Source organism: Streptomyces bauhiniae (assembly GCF_004784475.1).
Taxonomy (GTDB): domain Bacteria; phylum Actinomycetota; class Actinomycetes; order Streptomycetales; family Streptomycetaceae; genus Streptomyces; species Streptomyces seoulensis.
This window is the reverse complement of record NZ_SRRT01000001.1, coordinates 255895-271042: the sequence shown is the minus strand read 5'-3', so window position 1 is coordinate 271042 and position 15148 is coordinate 255895. Positions and strand designations below refer to the sequence as shown.

The 15148-nt window shown below is 72.1% G+C and carries 13 protein-coding genes; 7 read left to right on the top strand and 6 right to left on the bottom strand.

Going from position 1 to position 15148, the window contains the following annotated elements; genetic code table 11:
* The first annotated feature begins 217 nt into the window (after positions 1 to 217).
* The 3 genes from E5083_RS01350 (at position 218) to E5083_RS01340 (ending at position 3323) form a co-directional block, all read left to right on the top strand.
* Entirely contained in the window at positions 218 to 1072 is an 855-nt protein-coding gene (locus tag E5083_RS01350) for an esterase/lipase family protein (protein WP_135783737.1), read from the top strand.
* A 32-nt stretch (positions 1073 to 1104) separates the two neighbouring features.
* Positions 1105 to 1674 carry an SMI1/KNR4 family protein gene (locus tag E5083_RS01345; RefSeq protein WP_135783736.1) on the top strand — a complete coding sequence of 190 codons (570 nt, stop codon included), beginning with the start codon at positions 1105 to 1107 and terminating at the stop codon, positions 1672 to 1674.
* 191 nt (positions 1675 to 1865) lie between these two features.
* Positions 1866 to 3323 (top strand): M23 family metallopeptidase, encoded by a 1458-nt coding sequence (locus E5083_RS01340; protein ID WP_135783735.1) that lies wholly within the window; start codon positions 1866 to 1868, stop codon positions 3321 to 3323.
* Positions 3324 to 3381: 58 nt separating this feature from the next.
* On the opposite strand, the gene pcrA is transcribed toward E5083_RS01340, so the two are convergent.
* Positions 3382 to 5862: a DNA helicase PcrA gene (pcrA, locus tag E5083_RS01335; RefSeq protein ID WP_135783734.1), complete on the bottom strand. Its 2481-nt coding sequence runs from the start codon at positions 5860 to 5862 to the stop codon at positions 3382 to 3384.
* 204 nt (positions 5863 to 6066) lie between these two features.
* Here pcrA and E5083_RS01330 point away from each other — a divergent pair, with 204 nt between their 5' ends.
* Positions 6067 to 7074: an SLAC1 family transporter gene (locus tag E5083_RS01330; protein ID WP_135783733.1), complete on the top strand. Its 1008-nt coding sequence runs from the start codon at positions 6067 to 6069 to the stop codon at positions 7072 to 7074.
* On the opposite strand, the gene E5083_RS01325 is transcribed toward E5083_RS01330, so the two are convergent.
* A complete protein-coding gene (locus E5083_RS01325; RefSeq protein WP_030811871.1) occupies positions 7052 to 7405 on the bottom strand; it encodes a hypothetical protein in 354 nt (117 codons plus the stop codon). The genes E5083_RS01330 and E5083_RS01325 overlap by 23 nt on opposite strands.
* Positions 7406 to 7850: 445 nt before the next feature.
* Here E5083_RS01325 and E5083_RS01320 point away from each other — a divergent pair, with 445 nt between their 5' ends.
* On the top strand, positions 7851 to 8942 hold the full coding sequence (locus E5083_RS01320) for a C40 family peptidase (RefSeq protein WP_135783732.1): 1092 nt from the start codon (positions 7851 to 7853) through the stop codon (positions 8940 to 8942).
* A gap of 9 nt (positions 8943 to 8951) precedes the next feature.
* On the opposite strand, the gene E5083_RS01315 is transcribed toward E5083_RS01320, so the two are convergent.
* Positions 8952 to 9716: a LuxR C-terminal-related transcriptional regulator gene (locus E5083_RS01315; protein ID WP_135783731.1), complete on the bottom strand. Its 765-nt coding sequence runs from the start codon at positions 9714 to 9716 to the stop codon at positions 8952 to 8954.
* Positions 9713 to 11005: a PspC domain-containing protein gene (locus E5083_RS01310; RefSeq protein ID WP_135783730.1), complete on the bottom strand. Its 1293-nt coding sequence runs from the start codon at positions 11003 to 11005 to the stop codon at positions 9713 to 9715. Before E5083_RS01310 ends, E5083_RS01315 begins: the two co-directional genes overlap by 4 nt.
* Positions 11006 to 11226: 221 nt before the next feature.
* Here E5083_RS01310 and E5083_RS01305 point away from each other — a divergent pair, with 221 nt between their 5' ends.
* Both E5083_RS01305 and E5083_RS01300 read left to right on the top strand, forming a co-directional pair.
* On the top strand, positions 11227 to 12882 hold the full coding sequence (locus E5083_RS01305) for a PspC domain-containing protein (protein ID WP_167513428.1): 1656 nt from the start codon (positions 11227 to 11229) through the stop codon (positions 12880 to 12882).
* On the top strand, positions 12869 to 13132 hold the full coding sequence (locus E5083_RS01300) for a hypothetical protein (protein WP_135783729.1): 264 nt from the start codon (positions 12869 to 12871) through the stop codon (positions 13130 to 13132). The genes E5083_RS01305 and E5083_RS01300 overlap by 14 nt, the downstream gene beginning before the upstream one ends.
* Here E5083_RS01300 and E5083_RS01295 read toward each other — a convergent pair.
* The gene (locus tag E5083_RS01295; RefSeq protein ID WP_135783728.1) at positions 13129 to 13659 is read right to left on the bottom strand and encodes a DoxX family protein; all 531 of its coding nucleotides are present in this window, start codon (positions 13657 to 13659) and stop codon (positions 13129 to 13131) included. The genes E5083_RS01300 and E5083_RS01295 overlap by 4 nt on opposite strands.
* 120 nt (positions 13660 to 13779) lie before the next feature.
* The gene (locus E5083_RS01290; protein WP_135783727.1) at positions 13780 to 15063 is read right to left on the bottom strand and encodes a hypothetical protein; all 1284 of its coding nucleotides are present in this window, start codon (positions 15061 to 15063) and stop codon (positions 13780 to 13782) included.
* Between the last annotated feature and the right edge of the window lie 85 nt (positions 15064 to 15148).

The window sequence follows — 15148 nt, the reverse complement described above, 5'->3', positions numbered from 1 at the left end:
ACCGTCAAGGGACCGCGGAAGCGTCCGCTTCCGTCCCGTACCGACAAGTACCGCACACCTGGCACGTTCCGCCACCTGTGAGAAGTGAACGAACGTTATCCACAGCATCCCGCAGCGGACTGTTTCACGGCACCCGGCGAGGGGGAAATCACATGGTGGGACATGAGGGCACGCGGGGGACAGAGCCGCCCCCCGCGTGCCGACAGGAGGTCGGCCAATGAAGGTCACCGGGGTACTGCCACTCTTCCTCCCGATCTGCCGGCGTCTGTGGCCCGGCAGACTGGCCTCCGTGTCCGTGACGCTGGTGAAGGCCACCGCCCTGGAGGCCGCGATCCTGGCCGGTCACATGCTGCTGTACCCGACCGGCCTCACCCAGGAGCGCCGCCAGGCCGCCCTTCCCGCGCCGGCGGGCACGTCGAGGCTGCCTGTGCCGACCGGGCCGCCGGTCGTGCTGGTGCACGGCTTCATCGACAACCGCTCGGTGTTCGTGCTGCTGCGCCGCAACCTCGCCCAGCACGGCAGGCAGCGGGTGGAATCGCTGAACTACTCCCCCCTGACCTGCGACATCCGCACCGCGGCCGAGCTGCTGGGCCGGCATGTGGAGGAGATCTGCGAGCGCACCGGCAGCGCCCAGGTGGACATCGTGGGCCACAGCCTGGGGGGCCTGATCGCCCGGTACTACGCACAGTGCCTCGGCGGTGACGTCCGGGTGCGCACCGTGGTCACCCTGGGCACCCCGCACTCCGGGACCCGCGCGGTGCCGCTGGCCAACGCGCACCCGATCGTCCGGCAGATGCGGCCAGACTCGCCGGTGATCGAGGAGCTGGCCCGCCCGGCACCGGGCTGCCGCACCCGCTTCGTGAGCTTCTGGAGCGACCTGGACTCCGTGATGGCCCCCCTGGAGGCGGCCTGCGTCGACCACCCCGACCTGGAGGCCCACAACATCCAGGTCAGCGGCATCGGCCACCTCGCCCTCCCGGTCCACCCCACAGTCGCCGCCGGCATACGCGAGGCCCTCGACTCCGACTCCGCCATGCACCGCCAGGAGGGCGGCGGCCTGACGGTGGCCTGAACAGGTCGCCCGACCTCGTTAGGTTCGCTCCCATGAAGACCTGGGACCGGACCGCCGTAACGGCACGCCTGCGGGAGGCCGCGGCGCACGACCGGGCCATGGAGCGTTTCGGGGCGGATACACACCGTTACGCATTGCGACCCCCGCTGCCGGAGCCGGAGATCCGCGCCTTCGAGACCGCCCACGGCATCGAGCTGCCCCCGCACTACCGCTCCTTCGTCGCCGAGGTGGGCGACGGCCCGGCCGGCCCGGCCCACGGCCTGCTTCCGCTGATCACCCCGCGCCCCGAGGCCGACGACGACTGGGCGGTGGACGACGAATGGGCGCGGGACCGGCTCCCCGGCCGCCTGGCCTCCCCGTTCCCCCTGACCGAGCCCGCCCCCGGCCGCCTCGGCGCGGCCGCCGACACGCTGACCCGAGGCACCCTCGCACTGGCCGAGGAAGGCTGCGGAATGTACGTCCGCCTCGTTCTGAACGGTCCGCACGCCGGGGAGATCGGGTTCCTCGACCCCGACTGGGGCGGCTTCACTTCATTGGAGCGCGACTTCCACAGTTGGTACACGAAGTGGCTGACAGGTCTGCCACAGGCTTCTCAGGAGTGACGCAGCGTCACAAATCATCGAACGCTCTTCGAACACAGGGCCAAACTCGCGTTCAGCGAACCCCGAAACACGGCCGAATGCCCGTTTCCCGTCCACATGAAACCAGCGGAAGATTGTCGCGCCCGCATACCGCCGGGTACAGTCGCCGCACTGCTCTGGCAGCCCCTGTTGTCGAGGCGAAAGAGAAGTTGGTGAACGACCGTCACCCGTCGGGGACCATGACCCCGGCTCCGGCTTCCGACGCCTCCACCGCGCACTACGCGCCGTACGGAGCACCGGAAGTCCCGTACGACGACCTCACCACGTACGGCGGTTACGACACCACCGGATTTCCGGTGGCCGAGGCGGCCTACGCCGCCGACCCGCACCTCGGCGGATACCCGGACGTCCAGCACGCCACCGGCGCGTACGACACCACGCACTGGCAGACCGGCGACGGCGGCCACCTCGCCCACGACCCCTACGCGGCCCAGCAGCACACCGCGTACGACACGGGCGCCTACGACACCACCGCCTGGACCGTCCCCGCGCAGGGCACCCCCGAGGACACCGGCGCCTGGGCGCAGTACGGGCAGCAGCTCACCCCGGACCCCGCGCAGCAGTGGGACTGGGGCACGCAGACCTTCGACACCGGCGCCTACGACGCCACCCAGTGGAACACCGACGGCACGCCCGAGCACCAGCGGGCCGAGGAGCCGTTCGACCAGCAGGCGACGGCCACCTTCGACCAGGTCACCCACGACCCGTACGGGGACGACGCCGCCTACGCCGAGTACGCGGACCACCCGTACGGCGAACACCCGGACGCCGACGAGGAGTTGACCGGTACCGGTGAACTCCCCGCCGTGCCCGGCCTCCTGGACGACCAGGAGGAGGTCACCCCGGCCCCGCGCGCGGGTTCACGCGCCGCGGCCCGCTCCCGGCGCCGTACGCCCGCCAAGCGCTCCGCACTGCTGACCGTCGCCGTACCGTCGGCCTGTGTGATGGGCGTGGCCGGTATCGCCGCCGCCTCGGTCGGCGACCTGACCGGTGAGACGCAGGAGGCCGCCGCCTCCGCGGCCGACACGCACACGGTCAAGCCGTCCGTCGCCAACAGCAAGCTCGACACTCAGTTGCGCACCCTCTCCGCCGGGGCCGACGACTTCACCGACCGGGTGAGCCGGACCCAGGAGCGCATCGACCTCAAGGCGCAGCAGGCGCTGGAGAAGAAGAAGGCCGCCGCCGAGGCCGCGCTCAAGGAGAGACTCCGCCCCAAGTTCATGCTGCCGGTGCTCCAGAAGGGCCTCAGCGCCCAGTTCGGGCAGGCGGGCGTCAACTGGATGTCCGTCCACACCGGCATCGACTTCCCCGTGTCGTACGGCACCACCGTGATGGCCGCGACCGACGGTGTCGTCACCACCAAGTGGAACAGCGCCTACGGAAACATGCTGGTCCTCACGGCGAAGGACGGCACGGAGACCTGGTACTGCCACCTCTCCAGTTACCGCGTACCCTCCGGAACCTCGGTCAAGGCAGGCGATCCGGTCGCCTACTCCGGCAACTCCGGCAACTCCACCGGCCCGCACCTCCACTTCGAGGTGCGCCCGGCGGGCGGCGCCGCCATCGACCCGCTGCCCTGGCTCCGCAGCCACGGGCTGGACCCGACCTGATCCCGCCGCCCCGACATGACGTGAGCCCCGCCCTTCCGGCGGGGCTCGCGTCGTCTGTCTAGAGCTTCTCCACCGGCGCGTACCGCAGCAGCAGCCGCTTGGCGTTGCCGCCGCCGAAGTCGATCGTGGCCTGGGCCTTGTCGCCCTCGCCGGCCACCGCGACCACCGTGCCGAGGCCGAACTGGTCGTGGGTGACGCGGTCGCCGATCGCCAGCGACACCACCGGCTTCTCGCCGGCCCGGCGGGTGGCGAACCCGGAGGCACCGGCCGCCGACGAACGGGACCGGGACGAGGAGAGGGTGGACGCCACCGAGGAGGCGGCCTTGCCGAAGGAGGGCGCGGCCGAGGCACCGGTCCGCTTCCACTCCAGGTGGGTCGCCGGGATCTCCTCCAGGAACCGGGAGGGCGGGTTGTACGACGGCTGCCCCCAGGCGCTGCGCAGCGCGGCGCGGGTGAGGTAGAGCCGCTCCCGCGCGCGTGTGATGCCGACATAGGCCAGGCGCCGCTCCTCCTCCAGCTCCTTGGTCTGGTTGAGGGCGCGCATGTGCGGGAAGACGCCGTCCTCCATGCCGGTGAGGAACACGACCGGGAACTCCAGCCCCTTGGCGGTGTGCAGGGTCATCAGCGTGATGACGCCGTCGCCGTCCTCCTCGTCCGGGATCTGGTCCGAGTCCGCGACGAGCGCGACCCGCTCCAGGAACTCGGCCAGCGTGCCCTGCTCGTCGTCCTCGTGCTCCTGCTCGAACTCCAGCGCCACGGCCGCGAGTTCCTGGAGGTTCTCGATCCGGGTCTCGTCCTGCGGGTCGGTGGACGCCTGGAGTTCGGCGAGGTAACCGGTGCGCTCCAGGACCGCCTCCAGCACGGTGGCCGGTCCGGCGCCGGACTCGACGATGGTGCGCAGGTCGTCCATGAGGGCGTTGAACCGCCGGACCGCGTTGGTGGAGCGCGCGGCCATGCCGTACGCCTCGTCCACCCGCTTCAGCGCCTGCGGGAAGCTGATCTTCTCGCGCTGGGCGAGGGCGTCGATCATCGCCTCGGCACGCTCCCCGATGCCCCGCTTGGGCACGTTGAGGATGCGGCGCATCGGCACCGAGTCCTCGGGGTTGGCGAGGACACGCAGGTAGGCCAGGACGTCCCGGACCTCCTTGCGCTCGTAGAAGCGCACCCCGCCGACGACCTTGTACGGCAGGCCGACCCGGATGAAGATCTCCTCGAACACACGGGACTGGGCGTTGGTGCGGTAGAACACCGCCACGTCCCCGGCCTTGGCGTCGCCCGCGTCGGTGAGGCGGTCTATCTCGTCGGCGACGAACTGGGCCTCGTCGTGCTCGGTGTCCGCGACATAGCCGGTGATGCCCGCGCCCTGGCCGGCGTTGGTCCACAGGTTCTTGGGGCGGCGGGACTCGTTGCGCTCGATGACCGCGTTGGCGGCGGACAGGATGGTCTGCGTGGAGCGGTAGTTCTGCTCCAGCAGGATCGTCGTCGCGTCCGGGTAGTCCTCCTCGAACTGCAGGATGTTGCGGATGGTCGCGCCCCGGAAGGCGTAGATCGACTGGTCCGCGTCACCCACGACACACAGCTCGGCGGGCGGGACGTCGTACTCGTTGGGCGGTACGTCCTCATCGTGTGCGCCCGTGCCGACCAGCTCGCGCACCAGCGCGTACTGCGCGTGGTTGGTGTCCTGGTACTCGTCGACCATGACGTGCCGGAAGCGGCGGTGGTAGTGCTCGGCGACGTCCGGGAAGGCGCGCAGCAGGTTGACCGTGGTCATGATCAGGTCGTCGAAGTCGAGCGCGTTGGCCTCGCGCAGCCGCGACTGGTAGAGCGCGTACGCCTGGGCGAGGGTCTTCTCGAAGCCGTCGGTCGCCTGGGCGGCGAAGTCCTCCTCGTCGATCAGCTCGTTCTTGAGGTTGCTGATCTTCGCGCTGAAGGACTTGGGCGGGTAGCGCTTGGGGTCGAGGTCCAGGTCGCGGCAGACCAGGGCCATCAGGCGCTTGCTGTCGGCCGCGTCGTAGATCGAGAACGACGAGGTGAAGCCCAGCCGCTTCGACTCGCGGCGCAGGATGCGGACGCAGGCGCTGTGGAAGGTCATGACCCACATCGCGCCCGCGCGCGGGCCGACGAGCTGCTCGACGCGCTCCTTCATCTCGCCCGCGGCCTTGTTGGTGAAGGTGATCGCGAGGATCTGGCCGGGGTGCACATGGCGCTCGGCGAGGAGGTGGGCGATGCGGTGGGTGAGCACCCGCGTCTTGCCGGAACCGGCGCCCGCGACGATGAGCAGCGGGGAGCCCGCGTGGACGACGGCCGCGCGCTGGTTCTCGTTCAGCCCCTCCAGGAGGGCCGCCGCGTCGACCGGCGGGCGCGGGGCGCCGTCGCGGTAGTGGGTGTCCCGGTCCGGGGGCAGGTCGAACTTCCCCCCGAACAGGTCGTCCGGGACCGGCTCCGGAGCATGCTCGTCCTCGGGCGGCGCGGACTCCTCCTCGGGCCCGCGCGGGGGCTGGAGGCTGGCCAGGAAGTTGTCGTCAAAGAGGCTGCTCATCGCTCTACGAGTCTAGGGCGCCGCACCGACAACCGGTCCCGGTCCGGGGAACATGGCCGGATTCCCGGCGGAACGATCTTCCGTTCCGGGCGGAACGATCTCCCGTTTCCGGGGGGACGGTCCCTGACGGCCCGGTCCTCTTTTCGAGCCCCACGCGCGCGTGCCCTCCCCGTCGGGGCCGCGCCGCTCCCTAGCATCAGGGACATGTCGGGCATCTCGGGCTTGCGAACGTGGGTGGCGGAGCGTCCTCCGGCGGCGGGCACCGCTGTCATGGCGACCGCCATCATCTCCATCGGCCTGCGGCTGGCGGGCGTCGAGGTGGTGTCCCGGATCTTCCTGGTCCTGGCCTGCCTCGCCTGGCTGACCCTCGCCGCCACCTTCGCGGTACGGCTCGCGGGACACCGGGGACGCTGGACGGAGGAGGCCCGCGACCCGGCCGCGCTCACGGCGGTGGCGGCCACGGCGGTACTCGGTACCCGGATCTCGCTGCTCGGCGTCCAGCCCCTGGCCGGGGCCCTACTGGCGCTGGCCGCGCTGCTCTGGCCGGTGCTGTTGGTCTCCGTGCTGCGGAACTGGGGGCAGCGCATGCCGGGCACGGTGTTCCTGTGTTGCGTGGCCACACAGGCGCTCGCGGTACTGGCGGCCACCCTGGCCGGGGCCGAGGCCACGGCCTGGCTGGCGCACGCCGCGCTGGTGCTGTTCTGGCTGGGCCTGCTGCTCTACGCCCTCGCCCTGCCCCGCTTCGACTCCCGCCAGGTCCTGCACGGGCCGGGCGACCACTGGATCGCGGGCGGCGCGCTGTCCATCTCGGCGCTGGCCGGGGCCCGGCTGATCTCCGCCGACAGCGCGCGGCTGTACCTGTGGAACAAGGACGACAGCGGGGTCCTGCACCAGGTCACCGCGATCCTGCTGGTCCTGGACCTCGCCTGCTACGCGGTGCTGGTACTGGCCGAGCTGGCGCGCCCCCGGCCCCGCTACGGCCTGCTGCGCTGGGCCACCGTGTTCTCGATGGGGATGACGGCGGCGGCGGCCCTCGCGGTCTCGGCCGCCCTGGACGTGTCCTGGCTGAGCGGGCCGGGGAAGGTGCTGGTCTGGGTGGCGGTCGCGGTGTGGCTGGCAGCCGCGGCGGGCGCGGTGCTGGCGGCGCGCGCCGGGTACCGCGACCCTCGGGAGACGGGGACGGCGGGCGTCACGTCCACAGCACGGCGATGAAGATGTTCGCCGTGGTCAGGGCGCCGACCAGCCCGAACATCCCCTTGTCGACCGTCTCCTCGTCGCGCTTCACATAGACCAGCCCGAGGATCACGATCAGCAGCGCCAGCTTGATGCCGATCTTGATGTTGTTGACGTGGTGGCCGTCCGCCTCGTTGAGGCCGACCAGCACCACGCCGGTGACCAGCATGGTGATCGCGCCGTGCAGCATGGCGGGCACGAAGCGGGCCGTACCCCGGCCCATCGCCTTCATCTGGGTGAGGAAGCCGCCGAGCAGCGCGGCGATGCCGATGATGTGCAGGGCGACGAAGACATGGATGAGTACGGTCATGGGAACCGAGCCTAGTTCCCGACATTCCGTCGGCACCGTACCGGGGCCCGCGTCCGGCGCATGGCTCCGGCCGATCTCACCCGCTCGCGGGCTCGCCGGTCATAGCACCCCCTGCCTCCCTCGGGTCCCGTCTTCCCCTCTTTGATCGTCAGGCTTCGGATGGGCACCTCCGCCACCCCGGTAACCCGGTCGGAAACGGTCACTTTCCGTTGCGTCGCGGACAGTTCCGCACACGCGTTACCAAGCTGTCACCAACCGGCCTAGCGTCCTCCCCCAGGTGACCGGCTCCCCACAGCCGCCCGGACCAGGGGCGGCAGCCGGACATCACCGCCGAGGACCGTCCGTCGGCCGCCGTCTCCCCTGTGCGGACGGCCGCCGGACACCGGCCCCTAGGGGTCCGCAGTTCTCGGCCGCACGAGTCCCATGGAAGGACGTGACGGTCCAGGTGGCAGCGCACCGAAAGCTCCGAGCGCGCTCACTCAGCGGCAACACGGCCCGCACGGCCGCCACTCTCGCCCTGGCGGGAGCGGCCACCGCGACGGCCTTCGACGGAACGGGACACGCCGAGCCGCAACTCACCACCGCCCAGGTCAAGACCCAGGTGGACCGGCTGTACCGGGAGGCGGAGACCGCCACCGAGAAGTACAACGGCGCCCGCGAGAAGGCGAGCGCCGCCCAGCGCAGGCTGAACTCCCTGCGCGACGAGACCGCCCGCAGGCAGGACAGACTCAACACCGCCCGTGGTGCCCTGGGCGCCTCCGCCGCCGCGCAGTACCGCGAGGGCGCGATCGCCCCGAGCTGGCAGCTCGCCCTCTCCAGCAGCCCCGACCGCTACCTGGACGACGCCGCCTTCGCCGAACGCGCCGGCCACCACCAGGCCCAGCAGGTGACCCGGGTACGCGCCCAGCTCCGGGAGATCGAGCGGCTGCGCGGCGCGGCCCGCGTCGAGGCGAAGTCGGTACGGTCCCGGCAGGCGGAGCTGAAGCGGCAGAAGGACGCGGTCACCACCAAGCTCAAGCAGGCCCGGCAGTTGCTCACCCGGCTCACCCCGCCCGAGCGGGCCAAGGCCACCACCGCCACTCCGGCGGTTCCGGTCCGTGCCGCCGGTGGGGGTCGCTCCGCCCCGGCTCCGGCCACTTCTGGCAAGGCGTCCACCGGCCGTACGACCGCACGGGTGCCCGCGCCCACCTCACGCGCTTCGGCTGCCGTCGCCTACGCCTACCGCAAGCTCGGCAGCCCCTATGTGTGGGGCGCGACCGGCCCCAACGCCTTCGACTGCTCGGGGCTGATCCAGGCCGCCTACCGCTCCGCGGGCATCTCCCTCCCCCGCACCACCTACGCCCAGATCAACGCGGGCCGGCGTGTCTCCCGCTCCCAGCTCCAGCCCGGTGACCTGGTGTTCTTCTACTCCGGCGTCAGCCACGTGGGCATCTACGTGGGCAACGGCCGCATGATCCACGCGCCCAACCCGTCGGCGCCGGTCCGGGTCGCCCCCATCGACCAGATGCCGTTCGCGGGGGCCACCCGGGTCGCCTAGAGGTTCGGCTCAGACCAGCCGGCGGGCCGTGGCCCAGCGGGTCAGCTCGTGCCGGTTGGAGAGCTGGAGCTTGCGCAGCACCGCGGAGACATGGGACTCGACCGTCTTCACCGAGATGAAGAGCTGCTTGCCGATCTCCTTGTAGGCATAGCCACGCGCGATCAGCCGCAGCACCTCACGCTCGCGCTGGGTGAGACGGTCGAGGTCCTCGTCGACCGGCGGGGCGTCGGTGGAGGCGAAGGCGTCCAGTACGAACCCGGCCAGCCGGGGCGAGAAGACCGCGTCGCCCTCCTGCACCCGGAAGATCGAATCGATCAGGTCGGACCCGGTGATGGTCTTGGTGACATAGCCGCGCGCCCCGCCCCGGATCACCCCGATCACGTCCTCCGCCGCGTCGGACACGGAGAGCGCGAGGAAGCGCACCGGCTGCTCGGGGTCCGCCATCAGGGCCGCGCTGCGCCGGAGCACCTCGACCCCGCCGCCGCCGGGCAGATGGACGTCGAGCAGGACCACCTCGGGCCGGGTCCGGGTGATGACCGCGACCGCCTGGTCAACGTCCGGTGCCTCACCGACCACCTCGACCCCGGTCCGCGCGGTCTGCCCGATCTCCGCCTGCACGCCGGTGCGGAACATGCGGTGGTCGTCCACCAGCACCACGCGCACATGCCGCCCGACCGCGCCCTCGGTGCCCTCGGTCGTCCTCGCGGTGTCGCGTCCGGGTTCGGCCACCTCCGCCTCCCCCGTCGTGCCGTTCGCCTCGGTCGCGTCACTCATGCCGTCTTCTCCGCCCTCTCCATCTCCAGCTCGACTTCCGTGCCGCCGTCCGGCACCGGCCGCAGCCGGGCCGTACCGCCGTTGCGCTCCATGCGCCCGATGATCGACTCCCTGACCCCCATGCGGTCGGCGGGTATGGAGTCGAGGTCGAAGCCCGGACCCCGGTCGCGGACGGACACGAAGACCGTACGGCCCTCGACCTCTGCGTAGACCTGCACGGCACCGCCCTCGCCACCGTACTTGGCGGCGTTCACCATGGCTTCGCGCGCGGCCTGCATCTGCGCGGTCGTCCGGTCGTCCAGCGGGCAGTCGCCCACCACCACGACCTCTATGGGCACGCCGTGCTTGTCCTCCACCTCGGCCGCGTTGCGCCGCACCGCCTCCGCGACCGTGTCCGGCTCGTCGGCCTCGTCCTTGCCGGTGCCCTCCGGCTTGTACAGCCAGGTGCGCAGGTCCCGCTCCTGAGCGCGGGCCAGGCGGCGCACCTCCCCGGCGTTGTCCGCGTTGCGCTGTATCAGGGTGAGGGTGTGCAGCACCGAGTCGTGGACGTGCGCGGCGACCTCGGCCCGCTCCTGGGCACGGATGCGCATCAGGCGTTCCTCGGACAGGTCCTGGGTCACGCGGACGAGATAGGGGCCGGCGAGCAGGGTGATGCCGACCAGCACGGCGAGCGCCGCCTCCAGCACCGCGCCCAGGTGGGCGGCGGACACCTGCATCAGGAAGATCGCGGAGACACCGGCGGCGACCAGCAGCACACCCACGGCCGCCCGGAGCAGGGTGAGCGTACGCCGACGGCCGCCGACCTCGACCCAGCGAGCCCGGCGGGCGTTGTCCGCCTGCCGCCAGACCAGGGCGACACCGGCCGCGACCAGCACCACCGGCACCAGGTACGCCTTGGCGGTGTTGGTCAGGTTGACGCTGCCCAGGAAGACGATGGACACGATGACCATGAGGAGCAGCGCGACCATCTGCCCCTTGTCCGGCTTGCGGGCGACGAGTCTGCGGCGCCCCTCCGGCGAGGTCTCGGTGCCGACCAGCGAGGCCGGTTTGTGGTCGCCCACCCCGCCGACGCCCAGCGGGACGAAGAACCAGAACGCGGCGTACAGCAGCGCGCCGAGTCCGTTCGCCATCAGCAGGCCGACGAAGGCCAGCCGCACCCACACCACGGGCAGCCCGAGATGCCCGGCGAGCCCCCGCGCCACTCCGCCCAGCCAGCGGCCGTCACCGCTGCGGTAGAGCTTGCGCGGCGGCCGCGGGTCTTCGAGTGGGAGTGCTGCGGCTTCCGGCATGCCAACGATGGTCACACGGCGGCGGGGACCGGGGCATCAGGGTCGTCCCCCGAGACTCCCCTGATCTTCACCGGGGTTCCCCCGAGTCCCGGCGGGCCGGTCGGGGCGGGGATCCCGGCCCGGAGTCGAACATCTCCCCCGCTCGTCTCAGGGGCGATTTCAGGGTTCGACCAGGGTCGACCCGACTGCCCACACGGCTCCCGGCCCGTCACCATGGACACATGACGGATCACGAGCACGCCGCGACGGGTCCGGGACCCGGCACCGGCCCACGCCCGGCCTCGGGCACCGGGCCGCCGGATGCCGAACCCGCCGCGACGGAGCGGACGGGTCCGGACCGGGCGGACACCACAGGAACACAGAAGACGCCCGCGGGAGAGCGGGGCGCGGAGAGAGGGGGTGGAGCAGTGAGGGACACAGGAGAGAAGGACTCCAGGGCGAACGGGCCGGGAGCGGAGGAACCGGGGGCGCAGGGCTCGGCAGCGCCGGGCTCCGCATCCAGGAACCCGGGGCACGCGGAAGAAGCGGACACCCCGGCAGGGCCCCGCACCGCCGAGACCCCCCGCCGCTTCCGCCGCGACCGCCGGCACAAAATGATCGCGGGCGTGTGCGCGGGCCTCGGCCGGCACACGGACATGGACCCGGTGATCTTCCGCATCACCCTGGCCGTGCTGGCCGCGACCGGCGGCATCGGCCTGATCTTCTACGGCTTCGCCTGGCTCCTCGTCCCGTACGACGACGAGGAGGAGAACGAGGTACGCAAGCTGCTGACCGGCCGGGTCGACGGACAGGCGCTGGCCGCCGTCCTGTTCGCCCTGATCGGCAGCGGGGTCATCCTGACCACCCTGCGCAACGGCGGGGTGCTGACCTTCGCCGTGGTGCTCTCCCTGCTGCTGGCCGGCGCCGGGTACTGGTCGCGGCACCGCGCCACCACCGACCCCGCCCCCTCCCCGAGTGACGAGCCGAAGTCGCCCAGGGGCCACCCCATAGCCGCACAGGCGGCGGCCGACGCCCCACCGGAGACGCAGGCACCGCCGATCTACTACAGCGGGCCCTCCTGGTGGCGTGACCCGATCGTCAAGGACGGCACCCATGTCGGCGGCACCGGGTACTTCTGGGGCCCGAGCGACGCCTACGACCAGCAGCACGTCTCGCCCTCTCCGCCGATCGAATTCGTCATGCAGCTCCCCTGGCCGCACTCGCTCGCCGGGCGCATACCGGCCGACAAGCGCCCCAAGCCCCGGGGACCGCACTGGATCAGCGGCTGGGTGTTCCTGCTCGCCCTGCTGGCCGGTTATCTGGGCGGCAGCCGCACCTGGGAGACCCGCCCGCTGGCCACCAGCCTCCAGACCGGGCTGGCCTGCGCGCTGGTGGTCTTCGGACTGGGCATAGCCGTCAGCGCCTTCCTGGGGCGCACGGGAGGCGGGTCCGCCTTCCTGGCCCTGGTGACGGCGCTACTCCTGGCCGGAAGCGCCATGCTGCCGGCCGACGTCACCTCGCACTGGCGGCAGACGTCCTGGCGGCCGGCGGCCACGGCGGATGTCCAGCCCGTCTACGAGCTGGGGTCCGGCTCCGCCACCCTCGACCTGACCAAGGTGCGCCTGACCAAGGACCAGACGGTGTCCACCAGGGCGGGGCTGGGAGCGGGCCGGCTGCGCGTGATCGTCCCGGCGGACGCGGCGGCGGTGCTGAGCATCGATGTGGGGGTGGGCGACATCCGGTTGCCCGGCGACAACACGAAGGACGTGGATGTGCGGCCGGGCCGGCATGAGACGGCGAATCTGACGCCGGACAAGGGGACGAAGGAGGCCGGTGTGCTGCGGATCGACCTTCATGTGGGCATCGGACAGGTGGAGGTCAGCCGTGCTGCGTCATGAGTTCCAGCCCGGCCGGCTGGTCGGCGGGGTCTGCCTGACCGTCGCGGGCGCCCTCTACCTGGGGGACGTGCGCGGGCTGTGGGACATCCCGTGGTTCACCGCGATCCCCCTGGCCGTCGGCGGCCTGTTCCTGGCGGGCGCGACCACCGCCCTCACCCGTGCCCTGCGCAGGAGGAACGGCGCGGAGGACGAGAAGGCCGAGCCCCCGACCCGGTCCAGCCCGCCGAGCGGGGCCCGGCGCCCCGGCTAGCGGTACCCGCCCGACCGGCGTCGCCGCCGGTCCCGCAGAGAAGCGTCGACGGAGAGATAGGGGGTTCCCGCGAGGACGAGAGGCAGCCACGCCATCAGGTAGGCGAGGTCGTTGCCGTAGTAGTACGGGCTGGAGGCCCAGCTCATCGTCAGCCACAGGCTCAGCGAGATCAGCGCACCGCCGAGGGCGGCCAGCCGGCCGAGGAGTCCGATCAGGATGCCGATGCCGACGGCCAGCTCACCGAAGGCGATGGCGTAGCCGAAGCCGACGGGGCTCTTGAGGGCCAGGTCGACGAGGGCCGGGATGGCGGATGAGTCCCGGACCCCGCGCATCGTGTCGCCGAGCGAACCGGCGCCACTGGCCTTCATGAAGGCGCTGTCGGTGATCTTGTCCAGACCGGCGTAGACGAAGGTGACGCCGAGGAAGATCCGGAGTGGGAGGAGGGCGTAACGGGTGGCGGTCGCCCGCCAGTCACGGTCCCCGTTGAGATGGGAGGTGTGCGTGTCCGTCCGCATACCGTGAGTCATCACTGCTAGCCGCCTCTCGCCCGCCGTCCCGGACCCCTCACCCGACGATACGTATGACGAAGGGAGCCGGTTCAATCCTCCCCGGACGATTTTCCGGATATCGGTGCAGCGTACGGGGGGTCAGTCCGTCACCTCGATGGGGTAGCGGTTGGTGGCCAGCCCCGCCGCCGTGACCACTTGCACCTCCACCGCGCCGGGCTCCACCTCGACCGGGACCGGGACGGTGAGGACGCTGTCGGTGGGGTTGCGGAAGCCGCCGGGGACCGGGATCAGGGGCACATGGACGTCGACCGCGCCGATGCGGACGACCATGCGGGCGAGCCGGTCGGCGCCCTGGGCGCCGGGCGGGACGAAACCGGTGCCGCGGATCTCGATGTCGTCCCCGGTGCGGATCGGCCCGTCCAGGTCGCCGGGCTCGCGGGCGCGGACCACGGACAGCACCACCGGACGGCCGCCCTCGGCGTACTTGCCCGCCAGGTAGGTGGCCGCCGAGATCAGCACCAGCACGGCCAGCCCCCAGGGCAGGTCGGGGAGCTGGTCCGGGCGGCGGCCGAGGCGGACGGCGGCGAAGACCAGGGCGACGGCGCTGATCACGACGTACTGGATGTCGGCGAAGGCGCCCCGGCCCGCGTCGTCGGTGAGCAGGTCGGCGGCGCGCGGGCGGTGCGCCGGGACCTTCTGGAGCCGCTGGCCGAGGACGCGCAGCCCGACCACCCGGCGGACCAGGACGGCGATGCCGCACACCACGGCGAGGACGGTCACCACACCGGCACCGCGCGCGAGGTCGAGACCGGCGAGGAGGGAGTCGCGTTCGGCGGGGTCGGAGGCGGCGGCGAGGCGGCCCGCGAGCAGGAGGACGGCGTAGGCGACGAAGAGGACCCAGCAGGCGGCGACCGTGCGGGAGGTGGACATCCGGTTGTCCTCGCCGATCATCGGGGCCAGCGCCCCGCCGCGCGCCCGGTGGAGGAAGCCGGCCAGGGTCAGTGCGCCCGCGACGGCGACCGCGGCGAGCAGTCCGGCGGTGCGGGCGCTGCTCCAGCCCGTGCCGATCGCGGTGAGGGCCTGGGCGAGCAGCAGGACGACCACGGCGCCCCAGGCCAGGAAGGCGGTGCGGGTCCAGAGGCCGGCGAGCCAGGCGTCGCCCTCGGCGCGGCCGCGTTCGGCGACCGCCTCGGCGCGCTGGGCGAGTTCGGCGGAGATCCACTGGCGGGACGCCGAGGCGGAGTGGGCCACGGCCGGGGGCAGCCCGCGTCCGGCGGCGAACTCGTCGCGGCCCTGCCGGAAGGCGGCCAGCGCCCGCCGGTGGCCCTCACGTGCCCCGTGCGGGCAGTCTCCGCACGCACAGCCGCCCCCGTGGGCCCCCGCGCCGTCCGCCGCGCTCTGCCTCGCCTCCTGCACCGCCACGACCGACGCCCGCCTTCCCCGCTGCCCGAGATCCCGGAATACGGCCGTCCCGCACAGTGCGTGCGGTGGCCGAGCAACTCCCCTG

Coding starts and splice junctions, on each gene's coding strand:
- E5083_RS01315 (WP_135783731.1), bottom strand. CDS start 9,716: ATGAGTGACGCGACCGAGGCGAACGGCACGACGGGGGAGGCGGAGGTG.
- E5083_RS01310 (WP_135783730.1), bottom strand. CDS start 11,005: ATGCCGGAAGCCGCAGCACTCCCACTCGAAGACCCGCGGCCGCCGCGC.
- E5083_RS01295 (WP_135783728.1), bottom strand. CDS start 13,659: ATGACTCACGGTATGCGGACGGACACGCACACCTCCCATCTCAACGGG.
- E5083_RS01350 (WP_135783737.1), top strand. CDS start 218: ATGAAGGTCACCGGGGTACTGCCACTCTTCCTCCCGATCTGCCGGCGT.
- E5083_RS01305 (WP_167513428.1), top strand. CDS start 11,227: ATGACGGATCACGAGCACGCCGCGACGGGTCCGGGACCCGGCACCGGC.
- pcrA (WP_135783734.1), bottom strand. CDS start 5,862: ATGAGCAGCCTCTTTGACGACAACTTCCTGGCCAGCCTCCAGCCCCCG.
- E5083_RS01330 (WP_135783733.1), top strand. CDS start 6,067: ATGTCGGGCATCTCGGGCTTGCGAACGTGGGTGGCGGAGCGTCCTCCG.
- E5083_RS01325 (WP_030811871.1), bottom strand. CDS start 7,405: ATGACCGTACTCATCCATGTCTTCGTCGCCCTGCACATCATCGGCATC.
- E5083_RS01345 (WP_135783736.1), top strand. CDS start 1,105: ATGAAGACCTGGGACCGGACCGCCGTAACGGCACGCCTGCGGGAGGCC.